This is a genomic window from Candidatus Sodalis pierantonius str. SOPE, from assembly GCF_000517405.1.
GTDB lineage: Bacteria > Pseudomonadota > Gammaproteobacteria > Enterobacterales > Enterobacteriaceae > Sodalis_C > Sodalis_C pierantonii.
In genome coordinates, this window is sequence record NZ_CP006568.1 from 903,769 (window position 1) to 918,108 (window position 14,340).

At 57.1% G+C, this 14,340-nt stretch carries 14 protein-coding genes and 3 pseudogenes; 7 read left to right on the top strand and 10 right to left on the bottom strand.

What is annotated here, in order from left to right:
* Positions 1-36: 36 nt before the first annotated feature.
* The 4 genes and pseudogenes from SOPEG_RS04710 to envC form a co-directional block, all read right to left on the bottom strand.
* Positions 37-978, bottom strand: a pseudogene (locus SOPEG_RS04710) (hypothetical protein).
* 8 nt (positions 979-986) lie between these two features.
* Positions 987-2,204 carry a glycosyltransferase gene (locus SOPEG_RS04715; RefSeq protein WP_025244482.1) on the bottom strand — a complete coding sequence of 406 codons (1,218 nt, stop codon included), beginning with the start codon at positions 2,202-2,204 and terminating at the stop codon, positions 987-989.
* Between the two features lie 277 nt (positions 2,205-2,481).
* A pseudogene (locus SOPEG_RS04720) lies at positions 2,482-3,454 on the bottom strand (divergent polysaccharide deacetylase family protein).
* Position 3,455: 1 nt separating this feature from the next.
* A complete protein-coding gene (gene envC / locus SOPEG_RS04725; RefSeq protein ID WP_051419486.1) occupies positions 3,456-4,694 on the bottom strand; it encodes a murein hydrolase activator EnvC in 1,239 nt (412 codons plus the stop codon).
* A 244-nt stretch (positions 4,695-4,938) separates the two neighbouring features.
* Here envC and SOPEG_RS04730 point away from each other — a divergent pair, with 244 nt between their 5' ends.
* The 5 genes from SOPEG_RS04730 to cysE all read left to right on the top strand — a co-directional run bounded on the left by SOPEG_RS04730 (position 4,939) and on the right by cysE (position 8,057).
* Positions 4,939-5,370, top strand: coding sequence for a rhodanese-like domain-containing protein (locus tag SOPEG_RS04730; RefSeq protein WP_025244484.1), 432 nt, complete (start codon positions 4,939-4,941; stop codon positions 5,368-5,370).
* A 27-nt stretch (positions 5,371-5,397) separates the two neighbouring features.
* On the top strand, positions 5,398-5,646 hold the full coding sequence (grxC, locus tag SOPEG_RS04735) for a glutaredoxin 3 (RefSeq protein WP_025244485.1): 249 nt from the start codon (positions 5,398-5,400) through the stop codon (positions 5,644-5,646).
* Between the two features lie 67 nt (positions 5,647-5,713).
* Positions 5,714-6,184, top strand: a complete 471-nt coding sequence (gene secB, locus SOPEG_RS04740) for a protein-export chaperone SecB (RefSeq protein WP_025244486.1) — start codon at positions 5,714-5,716, stop codon at positions 6,182-6,184.
* Positions 6,185-6,186: 2 nt separating this feature from the next.
* Positions 6,187-7,203: an NAD(P)H-dependent glycerol-3-phosphate dehydrogenase gene (gene gpsA, locus SOPEG_RS04745; protein ID WP_038468251.1), complete on the top strand. Its 1,017-nt coding sequence runs from the start codon at positions 6,187-6,189 to the stop codon at positions 7,201-7,203.
* Between the two features lie 38 nt (positions 7,204-7,241).
* Positions 7,242-8,057, top strand: a complete 816-nt coding sequence (gene cysE, locus SOPEG_RS04750; RefSeq protein ID WP_025244488.1) for a serine O-acetyltransferase — start codon at positions 7,242-7,244, stop codon at positions 8,055-8,057.
* A 6-nt stretch (positions 8,058-8,063) separates the two neighbouring features.
* On the opposite strand, the gene trmL is transcribed toward cysE, so the two are convergent.
* From trmL to cpxR, 3 genes are all read right to left on the bottom strand, one after another.
* On the bottom strand, positions 8,064-8,525 hold the full coding sequence (gene trmL / locus SOPEG_RS04755; protein WP_025244489.1) for a tRNA (uridine(34)/cytosine(34)/5-carboxymethylaminomethyluridine(34)-2'-O)-methyltransferase TrmL: 462 nt from the start codon (positions 8,523-8,525) through the stop codon (positions 8,064-8,066).
* Between the two features lie 197 nt (positions 8,526-8,722).
* The gene (gene cpxA / locus SOPEG_RS04760) at positions 8,723-10,096 is read right to left on the bottom strand and encodes an envelope stress sensor histidine kinase CpxA (RefSeq protein WP_025244490.1); all 1,374 of its coding nucleotides are present in this window, start codon (positions 10,094-10,096) and stop codon (positions 8,723-8,725) included.
* Entirely contained in the window at positions 10,093-10,791 is a 699-nt protein-coding gene (cpxR, locus tag SOPEG_RS04765) for an envelope stress response regulator transcription factor CpxR (protein WP_025244491.1), read from the bottom strand. The genes cpxA and cpxR overlap by 4 nt, the downstream gene beginning before the upstream one ends.
* Positions 10,792-10,940: 149 nt before the next feature.
* On the opposite strand from cpxR, the gene cpxP reads away from it, so the two are divergent.
* The gene (cpxP, locus tag SOPEG_RS04770; RefSeq protein ID WP_025244492.1) at positions 10,941-11,429 is read left to right on the top strand and encodes a cell-envelope stress modulator CpxP; all 489 of its coding nucleotides are present in this window, start codon (positions 10,941-10,943) and stop codon (positions 11,427-11,429) included.
* Between the two features lie 327 nt (positions 11,430-11,756).
* Here the strand turns inward: cpxP and SOPEG_RS04775 are convergent, their stop codons facing one another.
* The 3 genes and pseudogenes from SOPEG_RS04775 to SOPEG_RS04790 form a co-directional block, all read right to left on the bottom strand.
* A complete protein-coding gene (locus SOPEG_RS04775; protein WP_025244493.1) occupies positions 11,757-12,185 on the bottom strand; it encodes an NUDIX hydrolase in 429 nt (142 codons plus the stop codon).
* An 11-nt stretch (positions 12,186-12,196) separates the two neighbouring features.
* Positions 12,197-12,765, bottom strand: a pseudogene (locus tag SOPEG_RS04780) (LOG family protein).
* Between the two features lie 845 nt (positions 12,766-13,610).
* Positions 13,611-13,805, bottom strand: a complete 195-nt coding sequence (locus SOPEG_RS04790) for a hypothetical protein (RefSeq protein ID WP_025244495.1) — start codon at positions 13,803-13,805, stop codon at positions 13,611-13,613.
* 390 nt (positions 13,806-14,195) lie between these two features.
* Between SOPEG_RS04790 and SOPEG_RS27115 the strand changes: the two genes are divergently transcribed.
* Complete coding sequence (locus tag SOPEG_RS27115; protein WP_236851618.1) at positions 14,196-14,318, top strand: zinc-ribbon domain-containing protein; 123 nt, start codon at positions 14,196-14,198, stop codon at positions 14,316-14,318.
* Positions 14,319-14,340: the final 22 nt, after the last annotated feature.

Genomic DNA, 14,340 nt, shown 5'->3' on the forward strand with positions numbered 1-14,340 from the left:
GATAACGGTCTTATCATAGCATTTCCTCCCCCGGCTTTATATCTTCCCGGTTGACCGCGAATGCGGTGCCGCAGCACGCGCAAGCCGTTCTTCATCGCTTAGATAACGTACTTTACGGGTGTAGGTTTGCGGTTTGAACAGCAGCGGGGTCTCCCGTGATTGCAGATATTTCTGCCATTCCGACAGAGGGAAGCCGCCGTGAGCCCCCACCATCTGCGGTGAAATGACCGAGGGCGTGCCGCCAATGCGTTTCGCCACCGGCCAGTTCATCCATTCGCCCAGATTGACGGTGCGGATGTCCAGCGTATCCAGCATCGCCGCCAGCGGCAGCTGATCGGTCGGCGGCTGGGAGCCGGCCATGCGCGACCAGGTGTCGCGGAAAAACGCGATCCATATCGGGCACATGCGCAGTCAGGTCTGGCGGGTGGCGGCGAGAAAGGCGCCGTTAACATGGTCCACCAGTTTCGGCCGCACCGCATCGCGATAATAAGCCGGCACCGCCTCCGGTGCGAGGCCGCTCAGTTTGTCGATCATTTTCCCGCGGCGAAAGCTGGAGTAGAGATGATCATCATGTAGCGCAATATGCGGCATCGATAGCAAATTCAGATCCGAATCGATCATCAGGATGCCATCGGTGCGGGCCTGTAGCGGTGCCTGCATTTTGACCAGGCGGCTGAGAAAAATTTGCTTATAGGGGTAATCGCCGCCGCGGGTTTCATCGCTGAGCGTGGCGACGCGGGTTTTGGCCGGCAGGGCGAGAAAGGCGGCGGCGCTCTGATCGGTGACGATCACTATCTCGGCCAAGTCCGGCGCATAGAGCGCGGCAAACGTCGCGCTGAGCAGCGCTTCCTCAACATAATCGGCGCCCACGGAGGGGATCACCACCGACGAGACCGGCAAACCGCCGGCGACCGGTTGATAGGGCCTGTCGTGGCGCGCGCGGATGCGGCGGTATTTGGCATTGAACAAAGTAAACATACCCAATCTCAGGATGAATATCCGCCTACGAGTATGGCCTCGACGCCGGCGACATAGTTTTCAATGGTAAGCTGCCGGCGAAGGCGCTCATTGGCGCGCCGGGCCAGCAAACGACGCTGGTCGGCGTCGCTGTAAAGGGTGGCCAGATGGTGCGCCAACTGCGCCACGTCGCCATAGGGGAAGAGCAGGCCGGTGTCCTGATGGCGCACCAATTCGGCGGTGCCGGTGACCGCTGAGCCGATGACCGGCGTCCCGAGCAGCATGGCTTCCAACACCACCCGCGGCAGCCCCTCGCTGCGCGAGGCAAGTATCAGCGTGTCGAAGGCGGCCAGGTATTCCATGGCATTGCGCTGAAAGCCGGTGAAGATCACGCGATCGCCGAGACCCAATTGCGCCGCTTGGCGGGCCAGATTGGTCTGCTCGCTACCCCACCCCACCAGTACCATTTTCCAGCGTGCGTCGGGGTGGGCCTGTTGGAACGCCCCCAGCACCTGCAGCGTATGGTCATGCGCCTTGCGCGCGATGAGCGAACCGATACTGCCGAACAGAAAAGTGCGCGCGTCGGCGCCAAGGGACTCGCGTAGTCTCGCGCCATCCGGCAGCGGCTGGTGAATATCGATGCCGTTGAACACCGTTTGGCACAACGCCGGACGGACGCCGCCCTGGACCAGGGTTTGCCGCACGCCGTCGGAGACTGCAATGACGCAGCGCACGCCCCGGTTGACGCGTGCGACAATAGGCGGGTCGAGTAGCGGCTCGATGCGGCAATGTTGCACCATCGCTACCGGTAGGCTCTCGGCCGCGAGATACCCTGCTACATTGGAGTTGGGCTGATTGTTCATATACAGCAGCTGATATTTCCCTGCGCGCAGCAGGTCGGCAATACGGCGGGCGTTCGGCGCGACGCGCCAGCGCTGGTCGATGGCTTGCACGGCGCGTTTGCGCCAGTCGGCGTTGAACAGCAATAGGCCGCGCAAGATCTCCTTGCTCAGTTTGGCCCAAAACGGCTGCCGGCGCTGGACAATGAACCGCGTCGGAATACCCATGGCGTTCAGGACGTCGCCGATGGTTTCTTCGTTGTCGCGCCGATAATTATGGTAAAAACAGCACGTAATCTCAAAGCGGTCGCGGTCGATACGTTTGAGAAGCTCCAACAGGCTGTTGGTGCCGCCGCCCCATTCTTTGCCGTTATCCAACAGCAGAATTTTCAACCGACCTTGTGGCATCGTCATGCTTTCCCACCGGACAGACCATCCATAAGTTGGGCGCATAGTAACATAGATGCACAACCACACACTATGTCACCGCGGTAAGGTGGCGATCGCCGGTTGTTGTCGCCGGGCAGGAAAATGGCGAGTTGCGCCGGCTAAACGTACGGCGTTGCGGTCGCGGTTCCAGGGGGGGGGGGCAAGCGGGCTACCTTTTTCCCCCTGACGGCCTTGCGCTGGCAAGACCTCCCCTTCGCCTGAAGGGCTGGAACGGGTCGCGCGGTTTGTCGGTCGGCTATTTACCGACGCCAGTTTTGCCTGCGTCGGGTTTACCGAGATCAAGCTTACCTGTCTCGGGCGTGGTCTCATCGCGCAAAATCCCCCGCCAGGTCTCGGCGACGCTTGATGCGATGGCGCTTACCATGGCGTCGGCATAGACCGGCGGCTGCGCCTGGCGGCTCGAACAGTAGGGCACGCCGCGGAAAGGAGGCCGGCGCGGCGGCGCCGGTTTGCCCACCGGCGCCGCCGCGGTAACCGGCTCGGGCCGTTCGTTGAGCAGCATACTCGGACGCACCAGCACAATATCGCCGGGCAGGGACGGCAGCATCTGTTGCAGCACGCGCACGGTGGCGGGATGGGGGTGACCGATAGCGATAGCGGATCCGTTGCGGCGGGCCAAGGTCACCGCGCGGTTGAACTGCGCGCGGATGTTGGCCTCGTTATCGGTGTCGTCCAGGAATACCCGCCGTTTGAGCACCCGAACGCCCGGTGCCGGCGGCGGCGAGTACCGACTGGCTGTTGCCGATGGTCATGCTATCGAGGAAATAATAGGAATAGCGACTCAATGCCTGCATGACGTTTTGCATGCCGCTGAGACTGGAGGTCATGGCGCTGCCCATATGGTTATTCAGCCCCACGGCGTAAGGCACTTTCTGGCTCGCCTGGTGAATGATGTCCGCCACCTGTTCGCGGCTCATCGCCGGCGTAAGCGTATTGCGTTCCAGAGGTTGTTTGCTCAACGGCGCCATCGGCAAATGTATCAGGATTTCGCGCCCCTGTTGGTGGGCTTTCACCGCCATCGCATGGGCATAGGGCGCATCGGGCAGCACCGCGATGGAAATATTGACCGGCATGGTCAATACCTGATTTTCGGTCGCGGGCCGGTAACCGAAATCATCAATGACGATGGCCAATTTCCCGGCCTGTGCCACAGCGCTTGCCAGCAGCAGAAGTATGACTATCGCGGTGCTGAACGTTTTAATCGACAAACTACCTTCCTAACCAGGGTATGGGATTGACCGCCTGGCCCTGGCGGCGAATTTCAAAATAAAGCGACGGCGTGCCCTGGCCGCCGCTGGCGCCGACCAGGGTGATAGATTGCCCGGCCTTGACCTGGTCGCCGACGTTGACCAGCGCGCTCTGGTTATAACCATACAGGCTCATATCGCCCTTGCCGTGTTCAATCACGACCATCAGCCCATAACCTTGCAACCAGTCGGCCATCAGTACCCGGCCGGCGGCGATTGCTTTCACCTCGCTGCCTTCCGGCGCCGCAATCACCAGCCCTTTATAACGCAGTTCTCCCTGCTGAGGCTCGCCGAAGCTGTGCAGCGTGCGGCCCCGCACCGGCCAGAGATCTTGTCCCGCCGGACGACCGAGGCCGCCGGTACGGGCGACCAGCGCCAGCTCGCTTGCGCTGGGTTTATAAGTGCTGCCGCGGCTTTTCGCCTGGGCTTCCCGGTCTCGCACCCGCTGCGCTTCCCGCGCTTCGCGCTCCGCGCGGGCGATGGTATCGCGCAGTCGCGCCTCGTTTTGGTGCAGCTCCGCCAGACGCTGCTTATCTTCCGCGATAGACGAATTTAGGCCGCTCAAGGTTTTCTGACGCGCGGCGCGGGCGCTTTGCAACGTTTGCTGTTGCTGTTGTTGCTGCTGCAACACCTGCTGTTGCTGCTGTTGTTTCTGCTGCTGCTCGCGCTTTTGCGCCGCGAGGTCGGTACGGGTCTGGCGCAGATCATTAATGGTTTTCGCGCGCGCTTCGTTAAGGTAGCTGAAATAGGCCAGAATGCGTTCACTGCGCATGCTTTCCTCGTTGCTGAGGATCAACTGTAGCCCGGAATGCTGCCCCTGGCGAAAAGCGGCGTCCAACTGCTGTGCCAGCAATTTCTGCTGCGCGGCCTGACGGTCCTGCAACTGGCGTAGGGAGCGCGTCAGCCGATCGATGTCGCGGTTCAGCGTCTCCAGCGTGCGCTGGGTATCCCGCAGGGCGCGGGAGGAGCGGGCGATGGACTGCTCTTGCTGCTTGAGTTGGCCGAGCAAAGCGGTGCGCTGTTTTTGCTGTTGCTGAATGCTTTTTTCTTTGGCGAGAATAGATTGTTGCACCGTTTCAAACTGCTGCTTGTTATCCGCGGCGTGGCCGGCGACAGGCGACAGCAGTGCGCCGGCGTAAAGCATACCGGCGCATAGACGATACCTGAATCCGGTGGCGCGCTGCCGATCGCCGGCGCGCATAGGATATGAATTTTTCAACGGTGCTTTTTCCCTCATGGCGGCGATTATTTCACGTTGAACAGCGGCTTACCAGTCATCTATTAACGCTTTGGCATCGATTTCATCCGAGATTTTTGCGTCGAGACGCGCATTGCCGTCAGTTTTTTGGCGATGTATCGGTATATTGGCTGAATTTGCCCGACGGCGAGGGTATACTCGAATGCTTTGACGTGTGGACATTTACTAACAGGAGTCTTTTCACCCCATGCAAGAAATTATGCAATTTGTCGGCAATCATCCCATGCTTAGTTTAGCGTGGGTGGTCCTTTTGGGTGCCGTAATTTTTACCACTTTCCAAAGCCGGTTTTCCAAGGTGGGCGACATCGCCCGCGGTGAAGCTATCCGCCTGATCAACAAGGAAGACGCGGTGATTGTTGATCTGCGCAACCGGGATGATTACCGTAAAGGGCATATTGCCAATAGCCTGAAGCTGGCGGCGTCGGACATCAAATCCGGCAATCTGGGCGAGCTGGAGAAAGCGAAGGGTAAACCGGTCATTGTCGTTTGCGCCAGCGGCACCACCTCGCGCGATCCGGCGCAAAACCTGATCAAAGTCGGCTTTGAGAGAGTTTATGTGCTTAAAGAAGGCATATCCGGCTGGAGCGGGGAAAATTTACCGCTGGTCCGGGGTAAATAACTCTTTTTCCATTAAGAAGGGAAGACCATGGCCAATATCGAAATTTATACCAAAGCAACCTGCCCCTATTGTCATCGAGCTAAAGCGTTATTCACCCGCAAACAGGTGCCGTTTCAGGAAATCCCCATCGATGGCGACGTGGATCTGCGGGAAGAGATGATTAAGCGCAGCGGCCGCACCACGGTGCCGCAGATTTTTATTGATGGCAAGCATGTGGGCGGCTGCGATGATCTGCACGCGCTTGATGCGCGCGGCGGCCTGGATCCCCCTGCTTAAAGAAACAGAAATCACGGGGCGGGTGCCTTGGCGCCCGTACCCGGCACTTTAACCAAAGGGTTTTTCAATGTCAGAACAAAATAATACTGAGATGGTGTTTCAGATTCAGCGCATTTACACCAAGGATGTTTCGTTTGAAGCGCCGAACGCGCCCAAGGTGTTCCAGCAGGAGTGGCAGCCTGAAATCAAACTGGATCTTGATACCGCGTCTAGCCAGTTGGCGGAAGAGATTTATGAAGTCGTGCTGCGGGTCACCGTGACGGCGACGCTGGGGGACGACACCGCGTTTTTATGCGAAGTCCGGCAGGCGGGCATCTTTACCATCTCCGGCATTGACGGCACCCAAATGGCGCACTGCCTCGGCGCCTACTGCCCGAACATTTTGTTCCCCTACGCCCGCGAGTGCATCACCAGTCAGGTGTCCCGCGGTACCTTCCCGCAGCTGAACCTGGCGCCGGTCAACTTTGACGCGCTGTTCATGAACTACCTGCAGCAGCAGGCCGACGGCGAAGGCAGCCAGCCGGCTCAGGACGCCTAATTATGCCTGGCGATGCTTCAATGATTGTTATCGGTGCCGGCTCTTACGGTACGGCCCTGGCTATCACCCTGGCGCGTAACGGTCATGAGGTGTTGCTGTGGGGGCACGATCCGGCCCATATCCAGGCGCTGGAGGCGGCGCGCTGCAATCAGGCTTTTTTGCCCGATGTGCCCTTTCCGCCGACGCTTCGCCTGGAAGCATCGCTGCCGACGGCGCTGGCCGCCAGCCGTGATGTGCTGATTGTTGTCCCGAGCCACGTATTTGGCAGCGTGCTTACGCAACTCAAACCGCATCTGCGGCAGGATGCGCGCATTGTCTGGGCCACCAAGGGACTGGAGGCGGATACTGGGCGGCTATTGCAGGAGGTGGCGCGGGAGGTGCTGGGCGACGAGATATCGCTGGCGGTTGTGTCGGGGCCGACATTCGCGCGCGAATTGGCGGCCGGTTTGCCCACCGCCATCGCATTGGCCGCCACCGACGCTACGTTCAGCGCCTATTTACAGCGGTTGTTACATTGCGGTAAAAGTTTTCGGGTTTACAATAATCCCGACCTTATTGGCGTTCAGCTCGGTGGCGCGGTGAAGAACGTTATTGCTATCGGCGCCGGCATCTCCGACGGCATCGGTTTCGGCGCTAACGCGCGCACCGCATTGATCACCCGCGGTCTGGCGGAAATGTCGCGCCTTGGCGCGGCGATGGGAGCCGAGTCCGGCACCTTCATGGGCATGGCGGGGCTGGGGGATTTGGTGCTTACCTGTACCGACAATCAGTCGCGCAATCGCCGTTTCGGCATGCTGCTGGGGCAGGGCGCCGGTGTCGAGGACGCGCAGGAAAAGATTGGGCAAGTGGTGGAGGGCTACCGCAATACCAAGGAGGTATTAGCGCTGGCCAATCGTTACGGGGTGGAGATGCCCATTACCGAACAGATTTATCAGGTGCTGTATCAGAACAAAAACGCGCATCAGGCGGCGCTGACGCTGCTGGGCCGCGCGCAGAAAGATGAAAGGGCCGGTGGCTAAGGTCGGTCACCCAGCAAAAGAAGAAAAAGGCGGGCGGTATGTCGACAGAAGAATTGGAACTTGTATGGAATAACATTAAAGCTGAAGTACGATTGCTGGCCGATTGTGAACCCATGCTGGCCAGTTTTTTTCATGCTACCCTGCTAAAGCATGAAAACCTGAGCAGTGCATTGAGCTATATGCTGGCCAATAAACTTAGCAATCCCATCATGCCGGCCATCGCCATCCGTGAGGTGGTGGAGGAGGCCTACAGCGCCGACCCGGGCATGATATTCTCCGCCGCGCGCGACATCCATGCGGTGCGGCTGCGCGACCCGGCGGTGGATAAATATTCCACGCCGCTGCTGTATCTTAAGGGATTCCACGCCCTACAGGCTTACCGTATAGGCCATTGGCTGTGGTATCAAAACCGCCAGGCGCTGGCGATTTATTTCCAAAATCAGATTTCCGTCTCCTTTGGCGTGGATATACATCCTGCGGCCTGCATCGGCTGCGGCATTATGCTCGACCACGCCACGGGGATCGTCATTGGCGAAACCGCGGTGGTGGAAGATGATGTTTCCATTCTGCAATCCGTTACGCTCGGCGGCACGGGCAAGACCAGCGGCGATCGCCACCCCAAGATCCGCGAAGGGGTGATGATCGGTGCCGGCGCCACCATCCTCGGCAATATCGAGGTAGGGCGGGGGGCGAAAATCGGCGCCGATTCGGTCGTCTTGCGCGCGGTACCGGCCCATACCACCGCCGCCGGCGTACCGGCACGAGTGGTGGGCAGACCGGATAGCGACCGGCCGTCGGAGGAGATGGATCAGTCTTTCAGCAGTCCCGGTTTTGAATTCGGCGACGGCATCTGACGGCGTTTATTGCCTTGCGCCAGCGTAGTCCAGCTGGCGCAAGGCCTCGTCGTACACCACGACCGACACCGCATTGGACAGGTTCATGCTGCGGCTGTCCGGTTGCATCGGAATGCGGATTTTCTGCGCCATGGGCAGCGCGTCAAGAATCGATGGCGGCAGCCCGCGGGTTTCCGGCCCGAACATCAAATAGTCTCCAGCCTGATAGCTTACCGCGCTGTGAGCCGGCTGGCCCTTGGTCGTTAGCGCAAACAGCCACGCCTGCGCCAGGAAGGCGGCGTAATCTCGATAATGCTGAATCGCGGCGAATTCATGATAATCCAGCCCCGCACGGCGCAGGCGCTTATCGTTCCAGGTAAATCCCAGCGGTTCAATGAGGTGAAGGTGAAAACCGGTATTCGCGCACAGGCGGATGATGTTGCCGGTGTTGGGCGGTATTTCCGGTTGGTATGACACAATGTTCAGCATGATGCCCCCTTAAGCAGGGCGCAGAATAGCAAAAATAGTTCGCTCCCGCCGCCTCTTCCTGTTGCGCCTGGAAAAGCGCGGGACGCTGAGGGTCAGCGGCGCGCGGTTGCCTCCTCCTGTCGCGCCAGGGAAAGCCCCCTGGCGAACGGCGGCGGACATGCCGCCGCCCACGGTCAGAAGTCCGCGCCTGAACGCCCTCAGCGCTGGGGCAAAAGGGGGAGCCAGATAATCAGCCGCAGCCCGCCGAGCGGGCTGTCCTCGGCCTTTACCCAGCCTCGGTGCTGCATAACGGCGGTTTCGACTATCGCCAGCCCCAGGCCGGTGCCGCCGGACTCGCGGTCTCGCGCTTCATCGGTGCGGTAGAACGGTCGGAAAATCTTCTCGCGGTCATCCTCGCTGACGCCGGGGCCATCATCGTCCACGGTAATGGTGATGCCTTGCTGATCGGCGCTAAACCCGACCGAGATGCGCTGGTGCGAATAACGCAGGGCGTTGCGCACGATATTCTCCAGCGCGCTGTCCAGCGCGGAAGGATTCCCCATCAGTGTCCAGTTGCCCGGTGGCGAGGTAAGTTCAAGGCTTTTGCCCATTTGCTCCGCTTCAAACTGGGCGTCGCTCAGTACATCCGACCATAGATCGTTGGTCTTCAACACCTCACGCGACAGCTCGTTTTTATGCTGATTGCGGGACAGCACCAGCAGATCGTTAATCATTGAGTCGAGCCGCTGCGCCTCGGTCTCGATGCGCGCGAGTTCATGTCCTTCGCCGTGCCGCCGGCGCATCAGCGCGGTGGCCAGCTGTAGTCTGGTTAACGGCGTGCGCAGCTCATGAGAGATGTCGGACAGCAAACGCTGCTGGGCGGTCACCATGCGCTCCAGCGCGCTGACCATCTGATTGAAACTGACGCCGGTCGCCAAGAATTCCTGCGGCCCCGCTTCCAGCTCAGGATGCTGGCGCAGATTGCCGCGCGCCACTTCATCGGCGGCATGCTTCAGTTTACGCGCCGGTTTGGCCAGGCTCCAGGCCAGCCATAACAGCAGCGGGATGCTGATAAGCATGGTGACAATCAGCAATAGCAGCGGGCGATCGAACAGCAGGCTAATGAAGTCCGACTGGGCGCTGCCGGCCGGCCGAATCTGGTAAAGCTGATAATTGTCCTCGCCGTCGCGAATGGCGAAAGGCCCCACCAGTTCCGCGCGGCCATATTTTTTCTTCTGCGGATGATCGGCATTGTCAGATTGGCCGATGAAATTGCGGATGATCTGCATCTCGTTGCGCTGGGCGCCGATGACCCGCCCTTCGCTGGTCACCAGAATCAAACGCTGGCCGGGCGGCGCCCATTTATCGATGGCGCGGAACAGCCGGTGCCACCACATCAAATCGTTAGCCGGATCGGCGGCCAGCTCCGCCTCCACATGCTGTTGCAACATCACGCCCTGACGCTGCTCGCTGTCGAGCAACTGCGTCATCTGGCGAGAGTCTAGCTTGGGCACCATAAGCACCAACATAAGCACCAGGGCAAGGGTCAACCAAAATATGGCGAATATGCGTGCGGTCAATCTATTGATCATGCAGCGGATACCATCAAATAGCCCCGGCCGCGCAGCGTTTTGAACCAGGGATGCCCGTCTTTGCGTTCCGGCAGCTTGCGACGCAAATTGGAAATATGCATATCAATCGCCCGGTCAAACGGCGTCAATCGTTTGCCCAGGATCTCCTGGCTTAAATGCTCGCGCGACACGACCTGGCCCAGATGCTGCGCCAACAAATACAGCAAAGTAAATTCGGTTCCGGTCAATTCCAGCGGCGTACCGTCGAAGGTCGCCTCCTGCCGGCCTGGATTCAGGCGCAGAAAATCCACCTCAAGGGACGGGGTGCCCGCCTCGCCGGTCTGCTGTTGCTCCGTCCAGTGCGAGCGGCGCAGAATTGCCCGTATGCGCGCCACCAATTCGCGATCGTTAAACGGTTTGGGCAAATAATCATCTGCCCCCAACTCCAGGCCCAAAACGCGATCCAGCTCGCTGCCGCGGGCGGTCAGCATAATCACCGGCGTCTGATGCTGCTGACGCAGCTCTTTCAGGGTGTCAATGCCATTCTTGCGCGGCATCATCACATCAAGAAGCAATAAGTCAATGGAACTGTCCAACTGGCTCAACGCCTGTTCCCCGTCATGGGCCACCTGGACGTTAAAGCCTTCCATTTCCAATAGTTCCTTCAACAACGACGTTAATTCGCGGTCATCATCAACCAAAAGGATTTTATTCATTTTATTCACCTCCTGACGCAAAATACGTCATCAATCCCTTCCAATCCATGACTTTACGTAGCTTTACACCGCCTGACGCATGTTTGCAGCGGCTTGGGTAAACTAACTTCCATCATATAGCGACAAAGAAACATGCCAAGGGGGCCGGGATGCACAAATACATCCTCTTGTTCATCGCCGCCACGCTGGTCTCTGTTAATACTGTAGCCGCTGAAAAGAATACTTTGGAAAATTGGCAACAGGATGCCCTTACGCACCGGATACAGGATAGCCATTACAGCATGTTCGATGGCGTTAAGCTTACGGAACAGCAGCGGCAGCAGTTACGGGATCTCATGAGCCTCGCAAGTCGCGATACGCCCCGCATCAATATTAGCGAAATGGAACGCCTGCATACGCTGGTGACCGCTAAAACTTTTGACGAGGCCGCCGTTAGGGAACAAACGGAAAAAATGGCCCAGGAGCAGGTTGCTCGTCAGGTTGAAATGGCTCGGGTGCGCAACCAAATGTATAACTTGCTTACGCCGGAACAGCAACAGATTCTAGTGCAAAAGCATCTGCAGCGGATCAATGATTTAAAGTTGCAGATGGTGGACAGGATTTCGACTTCTGCCCAGAAGCCAGCAGTAAATGAATAAAGATTCACTTTTTTATTCCTTGCCATAGACACCATCCCTGTCTTTCCCCGCCTCATCAGCGGGGTTTTTTTTATTGTGGCAGATGAAAAACCCTGCAAACCAACCAAAGCGGATTGTCGGGCTCGCCGAGCATTGTGAATAACCGTGTGCCGCGAGTCTGTAAGCGGACCTCAGGTGTGCCCCAGGGAAACCACACAGGATTGTGCCTAAGGGCAACGTTACAGAGGATCCTTGGCGACTCTGAGTCGACGAGCCCAATGTCGTTTTGCCGCCTTGTTTCTGGCAAAGACGCACCCGCATCCTGACGCAAAAGCGGTGCCGACGGGCTCATGGGTTAATCGGCGTCTTTGCTTTCATTAGCAAAGGTAGAAGTTGCTTCTGAGTAAGGGGCGCCAGTGGGATACTTTCGCTGGCTGACGGACTAAGCCAAATAACGTCTTCTATCTCCGCGGAGGCCGTGACGATATGGGCGGGTGCCGGCACGGCAAAAACATCCGCAATCAGCCTGTAGCCGGGTTCGTTGGCGGCGATATCGGTGAATTGCCCGAGAAAAGCGGCGTCCTCCTGCTTCGCAACCTGCATCTGAAGCTCCTCATGCAGTTCACGCACCAACGCCGTTGCCGGCCGCTCGCCCGCCTCGATTTTGCCCCCCGGCTGCATAAAAAAGGCCGTATTCCGTTTCCTCACCAGCAATACGCGGCCCAACGGGTCAGTGATTACCGCCGCAGCGATATGGATTACTTTTTCATCCGCCATGTTCTTTTCTCTTATCTAGACCATTTGACGTCTGGCGCGCGGTAATCAGCGAAATATTCCGTAATTTCTGACATATTTTCCGAAAAAAAAGGAGCATATCTTCATAGTTCTTTTTCAGGAGGCCTTTGCTGACCATTTGACGAATCATATCTTGCAGCGGGCGGTAAAAACCGTTGACATCAAAAAAGGCACAGGGCTTGGCATGAAGCCCGAGCTGAGCCCATGTCCATTGCTCGAAAATCTCTTCCAGCGTCCCGGCACCGCCAGGTAGCGCGATAAAAGCATCCGCCAGCTCAGCCATTTTCATTTTTCGTTCGTGCATGTTCGCGACGACGTGAAGGTGGGTTAATCCGGTATGGGCGATTTCACGCGCGACCAACGACTGCGGAATCGCCCCGATGACAGCGCCTCCGTACTGTAACGCCGCGTCAGCAACGGCCCCCATCAGTCCGACCTTTGCCCCGCCGTAGATGATACCCACCCCCTGTTTGGCTAACCGCTGGCCGACCTGGCTGGCGGCTTTGCTGTAAACTGGATCATTGCCGTTAGCGGAGCCGCAAAATATTCCTACACTACTCATATGATTAACCTGTAATTTAGCTGGCTGTATGCGGTTTCCCCCTGTGGGTGGCCGCTCGTGCCGAACGTTTCTAACATCCGTTTGCCCTCAACATAACGTGAATCAGGGCGCAAATGCAGCGTTAAGCCGATCGCAAACGACGACGATGCCAGGCCCATGTTGAGGCTGCACTTGCCGCCTAACGCAGCGTTTAAGGGTTGCAGACCCTATGTTTAGGGTAATGGCCCGGAGCTGTCTTTTATGGCCGCGATGCGGTACGCAACGATTTGGCGCGATGGCAGCGCTTTGGCCCCGCCATCTCGGCATGATTTTATCGTTTACCGCCTCTGTTCGCCAGATAAAGCCGGGGTTGGGGCTGGAGCAAAAACAGGCGGAAAATTTATCCACCGCGATCAAATGAAATGAAGGGATGATGCCCTCATAGGCGCCGCTTTTCCGCGCATCTTTATCCTGATGCCCCTTATTTCAGCTCAGCATTTGACCTAGTGTCTTTCTTGTCCGCCCTATTTGGCGCCAAGGGTTCCGCCGTCGTGCCACAACAGCCGTCTTGAGGGGGAGACGTTACGATAGTTTCTTGACGATAATAGGAAAAGATGACGCCTGGGATCCATTCTTTCGACGGTCTCCACGGCAGAGCGTCTTCGCTTCGGTAGCCCGAGAGCAACGTTATTTCACTTTGCAGATGTGCTTTTATTTTAAGATCGATATCATAGTCATTAATATAGGGATAGAGTAAGAAAATGAGTTGAGGCGAGGTCAAACTCAATGCGGCGGCGGGATCGATGCTTGTCCGGGCTATGATGAATGTACGTGCGTATTTATCACCATTTATATAATTCCAATTATCACGGCTCGGCATAATCGAATAGCATGAGTTCAAGTGTTAAATAGAACAAAGCACGGTGAATCACTTTCTGTTTGTCAAGGTGAACAAGATTTTCAAGGCTTTGTTGGTGGAAGTGCTCGAGTAAAATAGCGCACTGTAATTTTTTGAATGCTAACAGGGTAATTCTATTCATCTTTTCTTGTTTAATAAGCATAAAAAATCCTCATAATCATTGACGGGTATTCGTAAGTGATAAAACTGGAATGAATCAGCAAAAAGGTTACTGGAAAAAAACGATAGCGAATAGCGTTTATTCTAGACATTGGCGAAGCGTGACCTTTTCATTTAAGAAACACATTCCCGGCGTCAATAGAGTTTTGACGAATGCTAAGTGAGTAATAAACCTATGGCGGAAATCTTACCATGGCACATCGGCCATGAGGCATCCGGCGACGGAGGAGGTGTCGGGCTGACATTAGGCTGAAGATGCCCGCGGGATGTCGTTGATCAGGGCCTTGTAAAGATTGTTGAGAGCAGTAAAATATATCTCAAAGCCTTTGCATAACGTCTTGCAATAAAAAATAACTCAATAAGGATTATGACGATGGGAAATTATGTTTACTGCCGGGGCTGTGGGAAGGAAATCCATGAAACAGCAAGAAGTTGCCCGCACTGTGGCGCCATCATTAGCGTCATCGGGGCTTTGTTGAATAAATCGAACTTTTAGGTGACTGGCGGCTATGATCACT

Excerpts from the sequence above, each read along its gene's own strand:
- SOPEG_RS04715 (WP_025244482.1), bottom strand. The coding sequence starts at position 2,204 with ATGCCACAAGGTCGGTTGAAAATTCTGCTGTTGGATAACGGCAAAGAA.
- envC (WP_051419486.1), bottom strand. The coding sequence starts at position 4,694 with ATGCGCGCCGGCGATCGGCAGCGCGCCACCGGATTCAGGTATCGTCTA.
- SOPEG_RS04730 (WP_025244484.1), top strand. The coding sequence starts at position 4,939 with ATGCAAGAAATTATGCAATTTGTCGGCAATCATCCCATGCTTAGTTTA.
- grxC (WP_025244485.1), top strand. The coding sequence starts at position 5,398 with ATGGCCAATATCGAAATTTATACCAAAGCAACCTGCCCCTATTGTCAT.
- secB (WP_025244486.1), top strand. The coding sequence starts at position 5,714 with ATGTCAGAACAAAATAATACTGAGATGGTGTTTCAGATTCAGCGCATT.
- gpsA (WP_038468251.1), top strand. The coding sequence starts at position 6,187 with ATGCCTGGCGATGCTTCAATGATTGTTATCGGTGCCGGCTCTTACGGT.
- cysE (WP_025244488.1), top strand. The coding sequence starts at position 7,242 with ATGTCGACAGAAGAATTGGAACTTGTATGGAATAACATTAAAGCTGAA.
- trmL (WP_025244489.1), bottom strand. The coding sequence starts at position 8,525 with ATGCTGAACATTGTGTCATACCAACCGGAAATACCGCCCAACACCGGC.
- cpxA (WP_025244490.1), bottom strand. The coding sequence starts at position 10,096 with ATGATCAATAGATTGACCGCACGCATATTCGCCATATTTTGGTTGACC.
- cpxR (WP_025244491.1), bottom strand. The coding sequence starts at position 10,791 with ATGAATAAAATCCTTTTGGTTGATGATGACCGCGAATTAACGTCGTTG.
- cpxP (WP_025244492.1), top strand. The coding sequence starts at position 10,941 with ATGCACAAATACATCCTCTTGTTCATCGCCGCCACGCTGGTCTCTGTT.
- SOPEG_RS04775 (WP_025244493.1), bottom strand. The coding sequence starts at position 12,185 with ATGGCGGATGAAAAAGTAATCCATATCGCTGCGGCGGTAATCACTGAC.
- SOPEG_RS04790 (WP_025244495.1), bottom strand. The coding sequence starts at position 13,805 with ATGCTTATTAAACAAGAAAAGATGAATAGAATTACCCTGTTAGCATTC.
- SOPEG_RS27115 (WP_236851618.1), top strand. The coding sequence starts at position 14,196 with ATGGGAAATTATGTTTACTGCCGGGGCTGTGGGAAGGAAATCCATGAA.